Origin of the sequence: Nitratireductor sp. OM-1, assembly GCF_003296175.1 — a bacterium.
Taxonomy (GTDB): domain Bacteria; phylum Pseudomonadota; class Alphaproteobacteria; order Rhizobiales; family Rhizobiaceae; genus Nitratireductor; species Nitratireductor aquimarinus.
The window spans coordinates 2,874,275-2,891,220 of the sequence record NZ_CP029208.1 but is presented as its reverse complement, the minus strand read 5'-3'; the positions used below and the strand labels follow the sequence as shown (position 1 = coordinate 2,891,220).

Sequence of the window (16,946 nt, the reverse complement as noted above, 5' to 3'; positions counted from 1 at the left end):
TCCAAACCTCCCGGAAATTATCAAGTCTTCGCGGCAATGCGCGGGGTAATGGTGTCGTGGATGACGAGGGCTGCCCCGCCAAGGGCTGCCGTCAGGCGGCCGCATGCGCCGCGCTGCACGCGCGGAGAAACGCGTCCCTCTCGGGCCGCAACCGAGCCGCCGGGCAGATGCAGCGCGCCGATCAGGTGATCGAGCACTTCGTCGGGCATCGCCCCGCCGAGAATGACGGTTTCCGGATCGAACAGGTTCTCGATCATGCCGATGGCCTGCGAGAGCGGGCCGGCCGCCTCGCCGATCCACTCCATCAGATGCGGATTGCCTGCCTCATAAAGCTTCTCGATGTCGGTCGCGCTGTCAATCTCGACGCCGGCACAGGCCAGTTTGGAGCGCACGGAAATGCGGCTCGCATAGGTTTCCAGACAGCCCTTGTTGCCGCAGGCGCACTGGCGTCCACCCGGCGTCACGATCACATGACCGATCTCGCCCGCATTGCCGAATGCGCCGCGCTGCACCTCGCCATCATTGACGACGCCAAGGCCGAGACCCGCGCCGAAATAGATGAAGCAGAAAGTCCTGAGCCCCGATGCAACGCCGCGCACGCGCTCGGCAACGGCTGCGGCGGTGGCGTCGTTCTCGACCACGACCGCCATGTCGAGCGCATCCTCAAACAGCGCGACGGGGTCCGTCTCCTCCCAGCCATGCAGGGCCGTCTGCCCCGCACCGGAAATGCCGACCTTTCCGAACGGGCCCGGCATGACGACACCAGCGCCCAGAATGTCCTGCTTTTCCGCATTCCGGCCATGGAGCGCCACCGTCCTGATGCGCCGGGCCACATCTGCAACCGTCTTCGGATCGTTCTTTGGCAGGGCTTCGCGCGTCGTGAAAAGCGTCTCGCCGGCAAGATTCACCAGCGCGCCAAACATGGCATCCGGCCGCACCTCGATGCCGAGCGCCGCCGCGCCATCACCGTTCAGCCGGTATTGCAGGACCGGAAGCCCCCGGCCCGCCGACTGGCGACCGGCCTCGACGATGAAACCGTCCTCCTCCAGCTCCGCGATGATGTTGCTCACCGCCTGCGTGGAAAGTCCCGAAATGCGCGCGATCTCGGCGCGCCCGATGGGCTGGCGCTCACGCACATGCCCAAGCACCACCTGTCGATTGTGCAGACGGGTGCGTTCAGCGTTCGATCCGACGATGCGGCGTGGGTGGACAATCTTCATACAGGCTTATTAATTCAACTTACTTGAACATTCAACTTGATTGAGTTAATCGTTAACGAATGAGCCGGCTGTCATTACCGGATGGCCGATCTGAGGGTGAATGCCGAAACCAGCCGGAAAGAGGCGGCTGGCGGTCAAAGGGAGCGAGTAAAATGAAATTGCACAGGTTACGGACTTACATCCTGGGTGCTGCGACGGCAGCGCTTACGGCTGCGGCCACCAGCGCTTCGGCTGTCGAGATCGAATACTGGCAGTACTTCTTCGACGCCCGCGTCAAGGCGATGGACCAGCTGATCGAGAATTTCGAGGCGGCCAATCCCGACATCACCGTCAAGATGACGCATTTCCCCTATGACAGCTATCGCACCAAGGTTGCCGCCGCCATTCCGGCCGGCCAGGGCCCGGACGTTGTGCAGCTGTTCTATGGCTGGCTAAACGACTATGTCGAGGCAGAGCTGATCCAGCCGCTGCCGGCCGACACCTTCCCGCCGGAGAAGATCGAGGAAGAGTTCTTCCCCATGGTCAAGGCGATGCGGATGGGCGACAGCTACTGGGCGCTGCCCACGGCCGTGCGTTCGCTGGCGCTTTTCTACAATGAGCGCATGTTCGATGAGGCCGGCATCGAGAACCCGCCGGCCAATCTCGACGAGTTCGTCGAGGCGGCAAAAAAGCTGACCAAGAAGGACGGTGCCGGAAACCTTACCGCCGTCGGCATCACCACCGGCATGACCGCGCAGGACCATCACTGGATCCGTGAAGTGCTCATCCGCCAGTTCGGCGGCGAGCCCTATCTCGATGATTACAAGAAGGTGAACTACGAAAACGAAGCCGGTCTCAAGGCTTTCGGCTTCTACAACGACCTGCAGGCCAAACACGGCGTCACCAAGGCCGCGTTCATGGACGAGCCGCAGGCAGCCTTCAAGGCGGGCCGAGCCGGCATGCACATCGACGGCTCCTTCCGCATCGGCGCGCTGGAAAACGTGCGCGGCCTCAAATGGGGCGTGGCGGAGCTGCCGGCCGGTCCTGACGGCACCAAGTCGAACTATTCCTCCTACTGGGTGAACGCCATCACCTCCAAGGCGGAAGGCGAGAAGTTCGATGCGGCGGTCAAGTTCATGGAATACCTCACCTCCGACGAAGCCATGCAGATCTGGCTTGAGACCGTTGGCGAGCTTCCGGCCAAGCCGTCTGCCGCAATGACCGACGAGAATGTCAACCACCCCGTCTACGGCCCCTTCATCAAGGGTCTCGAATACGCAAAGACCACGGTCTTCGCCAATGAGAGCGCCCAGCGCCAGACGATGGTGGACATGATGCAGCGCATCGAGCTGCAGGGTCAGGCGCTTGAAGAGAGCGTCTCCCAGGCCGCCGGGGAAGAGCAGAAAATCCTCGACGAGTATTACAACAAATAAGGCCTGTCGGGCGTCCGGACCATGTTCGGACGCCCTTGCAGCGTTTTCTGCCACCGGGTGAACACATCCGGCTTCGCATCGACGCATCGACAGACAGACAGGGTGGTTTCGCGGGCTTCGGCACGGGCGAAGACACTCTGGCGCCGACCGGGACGGGGCCATGCGCTTTTATAAAAACCTATCCATACCGCAGAAGCAGATCGTCTGGGCCTGGGCTTTCCTCGCCCTCCCCGTTCTCTTCTACGTCGTCATCCGTTTCTATCCGACGGCCAACGCCTTCGTTCTTTCCTTTCAGGAATGGAACCTGCTTGGCGACCGCAAATACGTCGGACTGGAAAATTACACAAAGCTGTTCAGCGATCCGGTCTTCTGGAAAGTGTTCAAGAACACCTTCATGTATCTGATCCTCGGCACGCCGATCAGCCTCGTCCTGTCTTTCATCATTGCCTATCACCTCGACAAGGTGCGGTTCATGCACGGCACGATCCGCGCACTGTACTTCCTGCCCTTCATGACGAGCGCGGTGGCGATGGCCTGGGTCTGGCGCTGGTTCTACCAGCCGGTTCCCATCGGCGTGTTCAACAATTTCCTGGCCAGCCTCGGCTTTGCACAGATCGAATTCCTGAGCTCCACCACCAACGCCCTGCCTTCGGTGCTCGCACCGGCCGTATGGGCGGGTCTCGGCTTTCAGGTCATCATCTTCATGGCCGGCCTGCGCGCCATTCCGCAGAGCTATTACGAGGCAGCCCGCATCGATGGCGTCTCCACCTGGACGGTGCTGACGGAAATCACCATTCCGCTCCTCAAGCCCACCATCGTGTTCCTGGTCGTCTTTTCGTCGATTGGCTTCCTGCGGATCTTCGATCAGGTGTTCAACATGACCACCAACAATCCGGGCGGTCCGCTGAACTCCACCAAACCGCTGGTCCTCCTGATCTATGACACCGCTTTCAACGGCTTCAACATGGGCTACGCAGCCGCGCAGACCGTTGTTCTCTTCACCATTCTGCTGGTCGTCAGCCTGATCCAGCTTCGTCTCCTGAAGGATAGCTGACATGGCCAGTCAGGACATTGCAGTCAAAGCGTCCACGGACGCGCTCTTCTCCGGCTCCTCGCGCAATTCACGGCGCAATATGGGCCAGTTCATCCGCTGGGTGCTCTTGTTCGGCGGCGGCATCCTCATGGTCATGCCGATCGTGTTCATGATCTCGACCTCGCTGAAATTTCCCTTCGAGGTCTACAATCTGAACCTGATCCCCGAAGAGCCGACAATCGAGAACTACACCTATGTTCTCGAAGACGGACGCTTCTACGGCTGGTTCATCAACTCGCTGGTCATTGCCATCCTCACCACCGTGTCGGCCGTCTTCTTCGACGCGCTGGTTGGCTACGCGCTCTGCAAGTTCAAGTTCCCCGGCCGCTATCTCGTCTTCATCGCCATCCTGTCGACGCTGATGATCCCGACCGAGATGCTGGTCATCCCGTGGTATCTCATGAGCAAGAGCTTTGGCTGGCTCGACACCTATTGGGGCATCATGTTCCCGGGCGTCATGACCGCCTTCGGCACCTTCCTTATGAAGCAGTTCTTCGAGACCGTTCCCGACGACTTCCTGGAGGCTGCGCGCATCGACGGGCTGAACGAATTCCAGATCTGGTGGCAGGTGGCCATGCCGCTCGTGCGCCCCGCCCTTGCCGCCCTTGCGATCTTCGTCTTCCTCGGCAACTGGACCGCCTTCATCTGGCCGCTGATCGTCACCAACTCTGCCGAGATGTACACGCTGCCGGTCGGCCTCTCGAGCTTCGGCGACGAGGTGGACGTGGCCTGGGAACTGATCATGACGGGCGCCGCCATCTCCACGCTGCCGACGCTGGTCGTCTTCCTGATCTTCCAGCGCTTCATCATCCGTGGCGTCGTCATGGCCGGCCTCAAGGGATAAGTGAACGATGAGTCTCAACGAGAAATTTCCCCATCCCGTCTACAAGGACACGGTGCTTGCGCCGCTCTTTGAAGGCGTGAAGGCCAATTATGTGGGTGCGTTCCGCGCCATCAACCGGGCGCATCTGGTGATGCTCACCGAAACGGGCATCCTGACGCGTGAGGACGCCGCCCGCATCGCCGGCGCGCTGATCGACATCGACGAGACTGTCGATGTCGATGCCCTCACCTATACCGGCGAGGTGGAAGACTATTTCTTCCTCGTCGAGGCCGAGCTGAAGAAGCGGCTTGGACCGGATCTCGCCGGCATGCTGCACACGGCCCGCTCGCGCAACGACATGGACCATACGGTCTTCAAGCTCACATTGAAGGCCCATGCAGACACGCTGATCGAAAAGGCGCAGGCCCTCGCCTCCGCCCTGATCGCCAAGGCTGAAGCCGAGCGCGACACGCTGATCGTTGCCTACACACACGGCCAGCCGGCACAGCCCTCGACCTTCGGTCACTATCTGTCGGCTGCCGTCGAAGTGCTTCTGCGCGACATCGAGCGCCTTCAGGCCGCGCGCGCCAATATCGACCATTGCCCGATGGGCGCTGCCGCAATCACCACCAGCGGCTTCCCCATCGACCGCGCCCGCATGGCTGATCTGCTGGGCTTCTCCGAGCCGCTGCGCAATTCCTATGGCTGCATCGCCTCGGTCGACTATGTCACCGGCCTCTACAGCGCGATGAAGCTCACCTTCCTGCATCTTGGCCGCCTGATCCAGGACATGCAGTTCTGGTCGGCCTTCGAGGTGGGACAGCTCCATGTGCCCGGCAGCCTCGTACAGATCTCCTCGATCATGCCGCAGAAGCGCAATCCGGTGCCCATCGAGCACCTGCGCCACCTCGCTTCCATGACCTGCGGTCGGGCCGATGCGGTCGTCAACACGATGCACAACACGCCGTTCACCGACATGAATGACAGTGAGGGCGAGGTTCAGGTGGCCGGCTATGCGGCTTTCCAGAGCGGCGCGCGCGTGCTCGACCTTCTGGCAGCCCTGATCAGCGCCGTTTCCATCGATGGCGAGCGCGTGGCCAGAAACATCGACGCCGCCTGCATCACCGTGACGGAACTGGCCGATACGCTGGTGCGCCGCGAGAACCTGTCCTTCCGGCAGGCGCATGAGATCGCAGCCGCCACGGCCCGCGCCGTCATTGCCGCCGGCAGGCCCCTCGCCGAAGGGTTCGAGGCGTTCTCCGAAGCCTTTACGGGCCTGACCGGCCGCGACAGCACGCTCGACCGCGCAGCCTATGGCGAAGCCGTCAGCGCGCGTCATTTCGTGACGGTGCGCGAACGTTTCGGCGGCCCCGCGCCCAGAGCCATGAACGAGGCGCTTGAAACCTACCGCGCCACGCTTGCCAGCCTTTCAGAACAACAGGCCGCGGCCCTTGCCCGCGCTGCCAATGCCGGGGCCGCGCTCGACGCCGCCTTTGGCGCACTCTTGCAGGAGTAGACCCTTGGCCACACTCAACCTTCGCAAACTCGTCAAAACCTATGGCAAGGTCGAGGTGCTGCACGGCATCGACCTCGATGTGGCGGATGGCGAATTCGTCGTCTTCGTCGGCCCTTCGGGCTGCGGCAAATCCACGACGCTGCGCATGATCGCCGGCCTCGAAGAGGTTACCGGCGGCGAGATCCACATTGGCGACCGCCTGGTCAACAATCTGGAGCCCAAGGACCGCGATATCGCGATGGTGTTCCAGAACTACGCCATCTATCCGCACATGTCCGTGCGCAAGAATATCGGTTTCGGCCTGCGCACCTCCAAACTCTCGAAAGAGGACAAGGACAGGCGCATTGACGAGGTTGCCGCCATTCTCGGCATGACCGACCTTCTCGAGCGCCGTCCCAACCAGCTTTCCGGCGGTCAGCGGCAGCGCGTCGCCATTGGCCGCGCCATGGTGCGCGACCCTGCCGTCTTCCTGTTCGACGAACCGCTCTCCAACCTTGATGCGCAATTGCGCACGCAGATGCGGCTTGAGATCAAGAAGCTGCATCAACGCGTTGGAAACACGATTATTTTCGTGACCCACGACCAGGTTGAAGCCATGACCATGGCTGACCGTATCGTCATCATGAAGGACGGCTATATCCAGCAGGTCGGCACGCCGCTGGAGGTCTACCACAAGCCCGCAAATACCTTTGTCGCCCAGTTCATCGGCGCGCCCTCCATGAACATGCTGCCGGGCACCTGGAACGGCAATGGCGTGAAGCTCGGCGACGGGCTCGGCATCGAACTGCCCCACCGCAAGGCCACCGAAGGCGCTGACGTGGTGGTCGGCGTGCGCCCGGACGATCTGGTCGTGACCGGCGACAAGGGCCTCTTCTCCGGCAAGGTCAACATCGTCGAGCCGCTTGGCGCGGACACGCTGGTCTATGTCGGCGTGAATGGCTACGAAGTGATCGCCAAGGCGTCCGGCCGTGAGCCGCCGAAGCCCGGCGAGACGGTCAACCTGACGGCCAGCGCCGGCGAGATGCATCTCTTCGACGCGAAATCCGGGGAGGCCCTGCCGTGACGCGAGCCAAACGCTCGGGCCACGTTTTGAGTGTGGGCCGACTTTACTGCGACCTTATCTTCACCGAACTGCCGAAGATGCCGACACTCGGCGAAGAGGTGTTCGCCGGCGGCCTGTCGATCAAGCCCGGTGGCGGCGCGTTCATCACCGCAGCCTATTTGGCGGCGCTCGGCCGCCCGGTTTCGCTCGCCTCTGCGCTGCCATCGGGCCCTTTCGCCAGCGCCCTGATGGCCGACCTTGAGGCAAGCGGCGTCGATCTGTCGGCATCGGAGGAAACCCCGGCCAATCTCGATCCGCAGATCACGGTCGCCATGGCGTCGGGCCTGGAACGCGCCTTCCTGACGCGCCGCGCCGGCCCCGCCGTACCCGGGGCTTTCGATGCGGCGGTTGCAAGCGGCGCGTTTGCGCATCTCCATATCGGCGAGCTTGCCACGCTGGTCGAAGCGCCCGACCTCATCGAGAAGGCGCGTTCGGCGGGCCTGTCCATTTCGCTGGACTGCTCCTGGGACGATGCGGTGCTCGCGCGCGACGATCTGGCCGGGCTGATTTCCGCCGTGGACATCTTCCTTCCCAACGAAACGGAGGCAGAGCGGCTTGGCATTCTGAAGGCTGCAACCCCGCCCGCCCCGCTCACAATCGTGAAGCGTGGGCCGGACGGCTCCATCGCGATCACGGCGGAGGAAACCATTTCAGCACCGACAAAGCCCGTGGATGTAATCGATTCCACCGGTGCGGGCGACGCATTCAACGCTGGCTTCATCGATGCCTGGCTTGCGAAACTGCCGCTAAAACAGTGCCTTGAAGCAGGCAATCGATGTGGCGCTGAAGCAGTGATGCGTGTTGGCGGAGCCTCGGACCTGCCAGACCTCAGCGCCCTTGCGCAAGAGGCCGAAGCTTGAGAGAGCCACTCACTGCGCCTAAACCTCGTCGGGCAGCACATCGCCGCGCGCACGCGCCTTGAGCCTTGCATAGCTCATCGCCACATGCGCCCGGCGCACCTGCCCGACCGTTTCCAGCGCCCCGCACGAAACCGCCGTGGCGATGTCTGAGATTTCGCGCAGGAAATAGTCCGTTTCGCTGGCAAGCGCTTCTTCATGGCGCTCAAGACCGGCCACCGTCTTCAGCCAGAAGCGCGTGGTCTGGTAGTAGAGCCGTTCGGAAAACTCCCGCAGCGGCTCGTTCTCTGTGAGCGTCATCAGGAGATCCAGAAAATCCATGTTGAGCTGCGCGAAGGTGCGCTGGTCCGGCGCTTTCGCCAGCGCCTCGCAGCGCCGCCGCATGACATCGAAAGCCTCGATGGTCTCCGCGTCCGGCACGATGGGCGAAAGCCGGCCGATCAGTTCGGAAAGCTCCACGCGCAGCCGGTAGACCTGCTCGAGCGAGGCGCTGTCGATATCGGTCACCATCGTGCCAACACCGTGCACCGAGCGCACATAGCCTTCGTCTTCAAGCCGCGCCAGAACGCGCCGGATCGGCGTGCGGCTGGTTTCGAATTCCTCCGCGAGGTCTTCTTCACGCAGCCGCATGCCCGGCGGGTAATCCAGAAGACAGATCCGGGAGCGCAGCAGCGCATAGATCCGCTCGAACCGCGCCCGTCCCTCGCCTGTCATCGTTTTTGCTCCATCGTCCTCAGCTCATCCTTTTTCCCAGCCGCTCGAGCATCCCAAGACACTGGTCGAGTTGTTCGATGGAAACGAACTCGTCCGCCTTGTGGGCCTGCTCGATGGAACCCGGCCCGCAGATGACGGACGAGATGCCCGCCTTCTGGAAGAGCCCGGCCTCTGTGCCGAACGCCACCACTTCCGCTTCGGTAAGACCGGTCAGCTCCGAAACGATCTGCCGCGCTTCGGATTCGGTCACCGGCTCCAGCCCGTCCACTTCGCCGATCACATGGGTCACGATGTCGGCGTCCTCAAACACGGCGCGCATCGCCGGTTTCAGTTCCAGCTCTGCATAGGCGCGAATGCGGTCTTTTACAAAGTCCGCATCCTCGTTGCGCACAGGCCGCATCTCCCATTCCACAGAACAGTGATCGGCAATCACGTTGCGCGCAGCACCGCCCGAGATCGTCCCCACCTGAAGCGTCGTCCAGGGCGGGTCAAACCGGTTGCCGAGCGGCGCCCGCGTCTTGAGTTCCTCGGCAATCGCCATCAGGCGCGTGATATAGCGCACCGCATATTCGACCGCATTGACCCCGCGCTCCGGCCCCGAGGCATGGCCCGCAAGGCCACGGAACTCGGTCGTGTATTCAAAACAGCCCTTGTGCCCCTCGATGATGCGCATCATGGTCGGCTCGCCGATAATGGCGACGGACGGGCGGATTTCGGCCCGTTCCAGCTCCTCCACCAGCGCCCGCGCACCGAAGCACCCCACCTCCTCGTCATAGGTGAAGGCAAAATGCAGCGGCCGTTTCAGGTCGAGACCGGCAAAGTGCGGGGCCATGGCGAGACAGCAGGCGATAAACCCCTTCATGTCGCATGTGCCGCGCCCATAGAGATTGCCGTCGCCCATGCGCAGCGCAAACGGATCGCCGGTCCAGTCCTGTCCGTCCACCGGCACGACATCGGAATGGCCGGAGAGGACGATGCCGCCATCGCCCTCCGGCCCGAGCGTGGCGAACAGGTTCGCCTTGTGCCCGCTTTCATCCAGCGTCACCGAAAGCCGCGCGCCCAATGCGCTCAGCATTTCGCTGGCATAGGCGATCAGTTCCAGATTGCTCTCTGCCGAAATGGTGGGAAACCCCACCAGATCGGCCAGAATGCGGGTCGTGTTATCAAGCCTTTCAGTGCGCATGGATCACGACTTCACGATCAGTTCGCGCGGACGGCGGCACAGCGCCTCGGCCGGACCGTCTTCCGTGATCAGGATGCTCTCGGTGATTTCGAGCCCCCAGTCGGCCATCCACAGGCCCGGCATGAAATGGAAGGTCATGCCGGCTTCCAGCACCGTCTCGTCCTCGCGGCGCAGCGAAATTGTGCGCTCGCCCCAGTCCGGCGGATAAGAAATGCCGATCGGATAACCGCAGCGCCCGTCACGCGTGATGCCGGCCCGCTCCAGCGCGCCATAGAGCGCATCGGCGATCTGGCCTGCGCGGTTGCCCGGTCGTGCGATCTCAAGCCCGGCCTCGATGCCTTCCACCAGCGCCTTTTCCGCATCCAGCATGTGCTGCGGCGGCGTCCCGAGAAACACGGTGCGGCAGAGCGGCGCGTGGTAGCGGCGATAGCAGCCGGCGATCTCGAAGAAGGTCGCATGCCCCTGCTCGAACCGTCGCCCGTCCCAGGTCAGGTGTGGTGCGGCCGCATCGGAGCCCGTCGGCAGAAGCGGCACGATGGCCGGATATTCGCCCCAGTCGTCATCCACGCCGCGAATGGCGTCCGCATAGATCTCGGCCACCAGGTCGTTCTTCTTGAGACCCGGCTCGATGCGCTCGACAATGCCGTCGATCATCTTTTCCGAAATCCGCGCCGCCCGGCGCATGAAGACGATTTCCTCTTCGGATTTCACCGCGCGCTGCCAGTTCACCAGCGCCGTCGCATCGACGAATGTGGCGTTCGGCAGTTCTTCCTTCAAAACCAGATAGGCCTTGGCGGAGAAATAATAATTCTCCAGCTCCACGCCGATGCGCTGATTGCCATAGCCGTGAATGCGCAGGATTTCCGCCAGATGCTGCATGGGATGCAACGTGTTGGCCTGCACATAGTGATCCGGATAGCGCAGCACCCTCTCATCATCCATGTAGACGGTGCGCACCGCGCCATTTCCGTCCATGGCGCGGCCCCACCAGATCGGATCGGCATCCTTGAAGACGATCACGCCCTGATGGACGTAGAACGACCAGCCATCATAGCCTGTGAGCCAGGCCATGTTGGACGGATCTTCCACGAAGAGAACGTCGATACCCTTCGCCTCCATGGCGTTGCGGGTCTTTTCCAGACGCGCGGCATATTCCTGCGCGCTGAAGGGCATTTCGGCTGCTGGCATGGTTCCTCCACCTGAGAAAAGCCGGACGCTGACGCACCCGGACAAACCGTACACCGATCAGGCTCTCCCACCTTGTGTACAACTAATCCATCATCACATTTTTGAACGCCTGAATCGCACAGAAACGACATCAAATGTCGTTGTTCTATTCTCCACCCGGATGATGATGTGTACAAATCCTCTGATCATCATGTATTCGCGCATCACGGGGCGCGCATCACGGGGGGCCTTTTCATGTGTCACACGACCTCACGCATTCCGGTCGCGCCCAAATGACGTCGCTCACCCTTGCAGACATTCTGGCCGCCCGTAAACGCATTGCCGGCATCGCCACGCTCGACACGCCTTTGCCGCCCTCGCCCTGTCTCAGCGCCATCGCCGGTGACGATGTTCTCCTGAAGCTCGAAATCGGTCAGGCGACCGGAGCCTTCAAACTGCGCGGCGCGGCGAACGCCGTCCTGAGCCTGCCGGAGAGCACGAAAGGCGTCACCTGCTGCTCGACCGGCAATCACGGCCGGGCCGTCGCCTATGCCGCCCGTGCGCGCGGCTTCCGGGCCGTTATCTGCATGTCGAGCCTCGTCCCCGAGGCCAAGCTTGCCGGCATCCGCGCTCTGGGCGCGGAAGCGCGGATCATCGGCAAGAGCCAGGACGAGGCGCAGGTGGAAAGCCGCCACCTCGCCGAGGAAGAGGGATTCCATGAGATATCGCCCTTTGACGATCTTCATGTGATCGCCGGCCAGGGCACGATCGGGCTTGAGCTTCTGGAACAGCGCCCGGACCTTGAGACCGTCCTGATCCCGCTGTCCGGCGGCGGTCTTGCCGGCGGCATCGCCTTTGCGCTCAAGACGATCAAGCCATCGATCCGGGTCGTCGGCATCACCATGGAGCACGGCGCGGCCATGCACGCCTCGCTTGCGGCCGGAAAACCGGTGGCAGTCACCGAAATGGCGAGCCTTGCCGATTCGCTCGGCGGCGGCATCGGGCTCGAAAACCGCCATTCCTTCGCGCTCTGCCGCGATTTCCTCGATGAGGTGATCCTCGTCAGCGAGGAAGAAATCTACCGCGCCATGCAGATGCACTACCATGAAGACCGGCTGGTCTGCGAAGGCGCAAGTGCGGTGGGCGCGGCCGCTCTGCTTTCCGGCAGGCTGGGCAGGCACCCCGGCCCCACGGCCACGCTCATCACCGGGCGCAATGTCGACATGCAGGTTTTCACCGACATCGTGTCTGGCCGGGCGGTGCAGCTCGGCGACACAACGCTCAAGGGACACATCCATGCCGCATGACATTCTCGTTCTGACCGAAGCCGATCTGCGCAAGGCCGTCCGGCTCGACCTCGAAACGATCGACGTGGTGGAAAACGCCTTCCGCGCGCTCGCCTCCGGCGACGTCATCATGCCGCCCATCCTGTCCATGGACATTCCGCAGGTTCATGGCGAGGTGGATGTGAAGACCGCCTATATTCCCGGCTTCGACGGGTTCGCCATCAAGGTCAGCCCTGGCTTCTTCGACAATCCGAAAATCGGCCTGCCGAGCCTCAATGGCCTGATGATCCTGTTTTCGGCAAAAACCGGGCTGGTGGAAGCGCTTCTGCTCGACAATGGCTTTCTCACCGATGTGCGCACCGCTGCCGCCGGCGCGGTCGCCGCCCGCCATCTGGCCCCGTCGAGTGTCGAGACCGCCGGCGTCATGGGAACCGGCGTTCAGGCCCGCCTGCAAATGATCGCCGCCCATCAGGTACGCCCCTTCTCCCATCTTCTCGTCTGGGGGCGCGATGCGGCAAAGGCAGAAGCCTGCGCAGCCGATCTGGCCAAAACCCTCGGCATCGACGTGAAAGCTGAAGCAGACCCGTCCCGTCTCGTTGCCGAGAGCCAGCTTGTCGTCACCACCACGCCCGCGCGCGATCCGGTTCTGATGGCCGACTGGCTTCATCCGGGCCTTCACGTCACGGCCATGGGGTCCGATCAGGAAGGCAAGAACGAGTTGCAGCCGGCAGCGCTTTCCCGCGCCGATCTCTATGTCGCCGACCGTGTGAGCCAGTGCGAAAAACTGGGCGAACTGGCGGCAGCGATCCGTGCCGGCGTCTGGAATGGCGGCACGCCCGCAGAGCTCGGCAAGATCGTGACCGGAGCCAGAACCGGTCGCACCAGCGACGACCAGATCACCATTTGCGACCTCACCGGAACCGGCGCGCAGGACACGGCCATCGCCACCCTGGCGCGTGAACGGGCCTTGACAGCGGGAGCCGGTACGACGATCCAGAGCTGACCATGCTCAAGCTCGACGACCGCGATCTCAAAATCCTCGGTATCCTTCAAAGGGAAGGCCGCATCTCCAAGGCGGCGCTGGCCGAACGGGTGAACCTGACGCCCGCCCCCTGCTGGGAGCGGCTGAAACGCCTTGAAAAGGCGGGGATCATCACCGGTTACCGCGCCGAAGTGGCGCTGGCGAAACTCGCCCCGCACATCGCCGTCTTCATGGCGGCGGAGCTTGCCGGCCACCGCGCCGAAGACTTCCAGCGATTCGAGCGCAGCGTTCAGGAGATCGATGAAATCACCGGTTGCTGGGCTGTCGGCGGCGGTTTCGACTACATTTTGCAGATCATCGCCCGCGATATCGACACCTATCAGCGTCTGGTCGACCGGCTTCTGGACATGAATGTCGGTCTGGCGCGCTATTTCACCTACATCGTCACCAAACCGGTGAAGCAGCCGGGCGCGTTCCCGCTTGGCGTTCTGGTGAATGCCGACGAGGCGACACAGAAGGAATAATGGGCGAGCGGCGCGAAGTTCAGAAGAAACGTTGGCGCGCCATGGCAAGTTCATCAGAAAATTTGGCGGCCCGAACGGCATAATTCCAGTCAATCCAAACACTGGAAATCCGCTTGGGAGTGAGCCGATGTCCGCTATTGCAGCCCTTCAGAAAACCGCCCTTTCCGATCTCGCCGATCCGCGTCTTTTCCGCGAATACGCCTATGCGAACGGCCACTGGATCGCCGCCCCCGGCGACCCGGTCGTGGATGTCTTCAACCCGGCCGATGGCGCGCGGCTCGGCTGCGTCCCGGCACTCACCGCCGAACAGGTCGATGAAACCATCGAAGCGGCTCATGCGGCGTTTCCCGGCTGGGCGGCCCTCCTTCCGCAGGAGCGCGCGCAGATCCTGATGGGCTGGTACGATTTGATCGTCGCCGCCAAGGAGGACCTCGCTCACCTCATGGTTCTGGAGCAGGGCAAACCCCTCTCTGAAGCGCGTGGCGAGATCGATTACGCCGCCTCCTTCGTCTCCTTCTACGCTGAGGAAGCAAAGCGCGTTTCGGTCGAAAGCGTTGCCTCGCATCTGCCGGGCGCAGACATGCAGGTTTCGCGCGAGCCATTGGGTGTCGCGGCCCTCATCACGCCGTGGAACTTCCCCTCCGCCATGCTCACCCGCAAGGCGGCAGCCGCCCTTGCCGCCGGCTGCACCGTGGTCGCGCATCCTTCTTCCGAGACGCCATTCTCCGCACTCGCCCTTGCCGAGCTGGCCGAGCGCGCCGGCGTGCCGGCAGGCGTCTTCAACGTGCTCACCGGCAAGGCCGCCGAAGTGGTCGGCGCGATGACCGCCTCAACCCGTGTGCGCGCCGTTTCCTTTACCGGCTCCACCGAGATCGGCCGCCTGCTCTACGCGCAGTCCGCGCCGACCGTGAAGCGTCTGGTCATGGAGCTTGGCGGCCATGCGCCCTTCATCGCCTTTGCCGATTGCGACCTCGATCACGCGGTCGAGAGCGCCATTTCGGCCAAGTTCGCCACCTCCGGGCAGGACTGCCTTGCCGCCAACCGCTTCTATATCGAGCGCTCCATCTATGACGCCTTCGTCGCCGCATTCGCCCGCAAGGTCGAGGAACTGACCGTCGGCAATGGCCTCAGCGATCCCGATATCGGCCCGCTCATCCATGAGCGTGCGGTCGCCAAGCAGACCGAACAGGTTGCCGATGCGCTCGCAAAAGGCGCGCGCCTGGTAACGGGCGGAAACGTGTCGCGGCACGGCCCCACCTTCTTCGAGCCAACGGTTCTGGCCGATGTGCCCGAAACCGCGCTGATCTTCCGCGAGGAAACGTTTGGGCCGATTGCCGCCTTCACCCCCTTCGATGACGAAGCGGACGTGCTCAAAAAGGCGAACGACACCGAAACCGGCCTTGCCGCCTATCTGCACACGCAGGACCCGAACCGCATCGCCCGCCTATCGCGCGGCCTCGAATTCGGCATGGTCGCGGTCAACCGCACCAAGATCACCGGCGCGCCCATCCCCTTTGGCGGGGTCAAGCAGGCCGGCCTCGAGCGCGAGGGCTCCCGCCACGGGCTGGAAGCCTTCACCAACATCAAATACGTCTGCCGCAACATCGGTTGAGCAGCGCTGACTGACACATTTTGAGAATAACAGGAGAGTGACATGCTGTTGAAGAACGACCAACTCGACCAGTGGGACCGCGAGGCCTTCTTCCATCCCTCGACCCATCTGGCCCAGCATGCGCGCGGCGAAAGCCCCAACCGCATCGTGACCGGCGGCAACGGCGTCTATATCGAGGACCGTGACGGCAACAGGCTGCTCGACGCCTTTGCCGGCCTCTATTGCGTCAATGTCGGCTATGGCCGCACCGAGATCGCCGACGCCATTGCCGAGCAGGCCAGGGAGCTTGCCTATTACCACGCCTATGTGGGCCACGGCACGGAAGCCTCGATCACGCTTGCCAAGATGATTGTCGACCGCGCGCCGGAGAACATGTCCAAGGTCTATTTCGGCCTCGGCGGCTCCGACGCCAACGAAACCAACGTCAAGCTGATCTGGTACTACAACAACATTCTCGGCCGCCCCGAGAAGAAGAAGATCATCTCGCGCTGGCGCGGCTATCACGGTTCTGGCCTGATGACCGGCTCACTGACCGGCCTTGAGCTGTTCCACAAGAAGTTCGACCTGCCGCTGGCCCAGGTGGTTCACACCGAAGCGCCCTATTACTACCGCCGCCCGGACCTCGCCATGAGCGAGGAGCAGTTCACCGCCCATTGCGTGGCCGAGCTTGAAGCGCTGATCGAGCGCGAGGGCGCGGACACCATCGCCGCCTTCATCGGCGAGCCCGTGCTCGGCACGGGCGGCATCGTGCCGCCGCCGGCCGGATACTGGGCCGCGATCCAGAAAGTGCTGCGCAAGCACGACATCCTGCTCGTCGCCGACGAGGTGGTGACCGGCTTTGGACGCCTCGGCTCCATGTTCGGCTCCATCCATTACGACATGGAACCCGACCTCATCACCATTGCCAAGGGCCTCACCTCGGCCTATGCGCCGCTTTCCGGCTCCATCGTCGGCAAGAAGATGTGGGAAGTGCTTGAGCGCGGCACGGACGAATACGGCCCCATCGGCCATGGCTGGACCTATTCGGCCCACCCCATCGGCGCGGCAGCCGGCATCGCCAATCTCGAACTGGTCGACAAGCTCGGCCTCGTCAAGAATGCCGGCGAGACGGGCGCTTACTTCGTCAATGCCATGCGTGACGCCATCGGCGCACATGCCCATGTCGGCGAAGTGCGCGGCGAAGGCATGCTGTGTGCAGTCGAGTTTGTGAAGGAGCGTGAGAACCGCCAGTTCTTCGACGCCTCCGAGAAAATCGGCCCGCAGATGGCCGCAGCCCTTCTCGAACAGGGCGTCATTGGCCGCGCCATGCCGCAGGGCGACATTCTGGGCTTTGCGCCCCCGCTCTGCCTGACGCGCGAAGAAGCAGACCGCATCGTCGATGCGACCGCGAAGGCCGTGAAGACCGTCTTCAAGGACTGACCCCGAACTTTCGGCGCTTCGGGTCCCTGCCCCGGA

At 62.9% G+C, this 16,946-nt stretch carries 15 protein-coding genes; 11 read left to right on the top strand and 4 right to left on the bottom strand.

All coding sequences use genetic code 11. The features are described from left to right. Positions 1 to 20: 20 nt before the first annotated feature. On the bottom strand, positions 21 to 1,220 hold the full coding sequence (locus tag DEJ54_RS13860) for an ROK family transcriptional regulator (RefSeq protein ID WP_113155083.1): 1,200 nt from the start codon (positions 1,218 to 1,220) through the stop codon (positions 21 to 23). A gap of 152 nt (positions 1,221 to 1,372) precedes the next feature. Here DEJ54_RS13860 and DEJ54_RS13855 point away from each other — a divergent pair, with 152 nt between their 5' ends. The 6 genes from DEJ54_RS13855 (at position 1,373) to DEJ54_RS13830 (ending at position 8,026) form a co-directional block, all read left to right on the top strand. Beyond that, complete coding sequence (locus DEJ54_RS13855; RefSeq protein WP_204360810.1) at positions 1,373 to 2,632, top strand: extracellular solute-binding protein; 1,260 nt, start codon at positions 1,373 to 1,375, stop codon at positions 2,630 to 2,632. A gap of 160 nt (positions 2,633 to 2,792) precedes the next feature. After that, the gene (locus DEJ54_RS13850) at positions 2,793 to 3,686 is read left to right on the top strand and encodes a carbohydrate ABC transporter permease (RefSeq protein WP_113155082.1); all 894 of its coding nucleotides are present in this window, start codon (positions 2,793 to 2,795) and stop codon (positions 3,684 to 3,686) included. Between the two features lie 79 nt (positions 3,687 to 3,765). Next, positions 3,766 to 4,569: a carbohydrate ABC transporter permease gene (locus tag DEJ54_RS13845; protein WP_371685977.1), complete on the top strand. Its 804-nt coding sequence runs from the start codon at positions 3,766 to 3,768 to the stop codon at positions 4,567 to 4,569. A 7-nt stretch (positions 4,570 to 4,576) separates the two neighbouring features. Further along, complete coding sequence (gene argH / locus DEJ54_RS13840) at positions 4,577 to 6,064, top strand: argininosuccinate lyase (protein WP_113155080.1); 1,488 nt, start codon at positions 4,577 to 4,579, stop codon at positions 6,062 to 6,064. 4 nt (positions 6,065 to 6,068) lie between these two features. Further along, positions 6,069 to 7,127: an ABC transporter ATP-binding protein gene (locus DEJ54_RS13835; RefSeq protein ID WP_113155079.1), complete on the top strand. Its 1,059-nt coding sequence runs from the start codon at positions 6,069 to 6,071 to the stop codon at positions 7,125 to 7,127. Beyond that, the gene (locus tag DEJ54_RS13830) at positions 7,124 to 8,026 is read left to right on the top strand and encodes a carbohydrate kinase family protein (RefSeq protein WP_113155078.1); all 903 of its coding nucleotides are present in this window, start codon (positions 7,124 to 7,126) and stop codon (positions 8,024 to 8,026) included. The genes DEJ54_RS13835 and DEJ54_RS13830 overlap by 4 nt, the downstream gene beginning before the upstream one ends. 18 nt (positions 8,027 to 8,044) lie before the next feature. Here DEJ54_RS13830 and DEJ54_RS13825 read toward each other — a convergent pair whose 3' ends face one another. The 3 genes from DEJ54_RS13825 to doeA are packed head-to-tail and all read right to left on the bottom strand — an operon-like array spanning position 8,045 to position 11,108. After that, positions 8,045 to 8,737 carry a GntR family transcriptional regulator gene (locus DEJ54_RS13825; RefSeq protein WP_113155077.1) on the bottom strand — a complete coding sequence of 231 codons (693 nt, stop codon included), beginning with the start codon at positions 8,735 to 8,737 and terminating at the stop codon, positions 8,045 to 8,047. Positions 8,738 to 8,756: 19 nt separating this feature from the next. Beyond that, positions 8,757 to 9,920 carry an acetylornithine deacetylase gene (gene argE, locus DEJ54_RS13820; protein ID WP_113155076.1) on the bottom strand — a complete coding sequence of 388 codons (1,164 nt, stop codon included), beginning with the start codon at positions 9,918 to 9,920 and terminating at the stop codon, positions 8,757 to 8,759. Between the two features lie 3 nt (positions 9,921 to 9,923). Next, positions 9,924 to 11,108 (bottom strand): ectoine hydrolase DoeA, encoded by a 1,185-nt coding sequence (gene doeA, locus DEJ54_RS13815; RefSeq protein WP_113155075.1) that lies wholly within the window; start codon positions 11,106 to 11,108, stop codon positions 9,924 to 9,926. Between the two features lie 272 nt (positions 11,109 to 11,380). Between doeA and eutB the strand changes: the two genes are divergently transcribed. The 5 genes from eutB to DEJ54_RS13790 all read left to right on the top strand — a co-directional run bounded on the left by eutB (position 11,381) and on the right by DEJ54_RS13790 (position 16,910). Continuing rightward, complete coding sequence (gene eutB, locus DEJ54_RS13810; protein WP_113155074.1) at positions 11,381 to 12,394, top strand: hydroxyectoine utilization dehydratase EutB; 1,014 nt, start codon at positions 11,381 to 11,383, stop codon at positions 12,392 to 12,394. Then, a complete protein-coding gene (locus DEJ54_RS13805; protein ID WP_113155073.1) occupies positions 12,384 to 13,376 on the top strand; it encodes a cyclodeaminase in 993 nt (330 codons plus the stop codon). Before eutB ends, DEJ54_RS13805 begins: the two co-directional genes overlap by 11 nt. A gap of 2 nt (positions 13,377 to 13,378) precedes the next feature. Beyond that, positions 13,379 to 13,879 (top strand): Lrp/AsnC family transcriptional regulator, encoded by a 501-nt coding sequence (locus DEJ54_RS13800; protein ID WP_113155072.1) that lies wholly within the window; start codon positions 13,379 to 13,381, stop codon positions 13,877 to 13,879. A gap of 127 nt (positions 13,880 to 14,006) precedes the next feature. After that, positions 14,007 to 15,491 carry an NAD-dependent succinate-semialdehyde dehydrogenase gene (locus DEJ54_RS13795; protein ID WP_113155071.1) on the top strand — a complete coding sequence of 495 codons (1,485 nt, stop codon included), beginning with the start codon at positions 14,007 to 14,009 and terminating at the stop codon, positions 15,489 to 15,491. 45 nt (positions 15,492 to 15,536) lie between these two features. Further along, entirely contained in the window at positions 15,537 to 16,910 is a 1,374-nt protein-coding gene (locus DEJ54_RS13790) for an aspartate aminotransferase family protein (protein ID WP_113156287.1), read from the top strand. The last annotated feature ends 36 nt before the right edge of the window (positions 16,911 to 16,946 follow it).

Excerpts from the sequence above, each read along its gene's own strand:
- DEJ54_RS13860 (WP_113155083.1), bottom strand. The coding sequence starts at position 1,220 with ATGAAGATTGTCCACCCACGCCGCATCGTCGGATCGAACGCTGAACGC.
- DEJ54_RS13855 (WP_204360810.1), top strand. The coding sequence starts at position 1,373 with ATGAAATTGCACAGGTTACGGACTTACATCCTGGGTGCTGCGACGGCA.
- DEJ54_RS13850 (WP_113155082.1), top strand. The coding sequence starts at position 2,793 with ATGCGCTTTTATAAAAACCTATCCATACCGCAGAAGCAGATCGTCTGG.
- DEJ54_RS13845 (WP_371685977.1), top strand. The coding sequence starts at position 3,766 with ATGGGCCAGTTCATCCGCTGGGTGCTCTTGTTCGGCGGCGGCATCCTC.
- argH (WP_113155080.1), top strand. The coding sequence starts at position 4,577 with ATGAGTCTCAACGAGAAATTTCCCCATCCCGTCTACAAGGACACGGTG.
- DEJ54_RS13825 (WP_113155077.1), bottom strand. The coding sequence starts at position 8,737 with ATGACAGGCGAGGGACGGGCGCGGTTCGAGCGGATCTATGCGCTGCTG.
- argE (WP_113155076.1), bottom strand. The coding sequence starts at position 9,920 with ATGCGCACTGAAAGGCTTGATAACACGACCCGCATTCTGGCCGATCTG.
- doeA (WP_113155075.1), bottom strand. The coding sequence starts at position 11,108 with ATGCCAGCAGCCGAAATGCCCTTCAGCGCGCAGGAATATGCCGCGCGT.
- eutB (WP_113155074.1), top strand. The coding sequence starts at position 11,381 with ATGACGTCGCTCACCCTTGCAGACATTCTGGCCGCCCGTAAACGCATT.
- DEJ54_RS13805 (WP_113155073.1), top strand. The coding sequence starts at position 12,384 with ATGCCGCATGACATTCTCGTTCTGACCGAAGCCGATCTGCGCAAGGCC.
- DEJ54_RS13800 (WP_113155072.1), top strand. The coding sequence starts at position 13,379 with ATGCTCAAGCTCGACGACCGCGATCTCAAAATCCTCGGTATCCTTCAA.
- DEJ54_RS13795 (WP_113155071.1), top strand. The coding sequence starts at position 14,007 with ATGTCCGCTATTGCAGCCCTTCAGAAAACCGCCCTTTCCGATCTCGCC.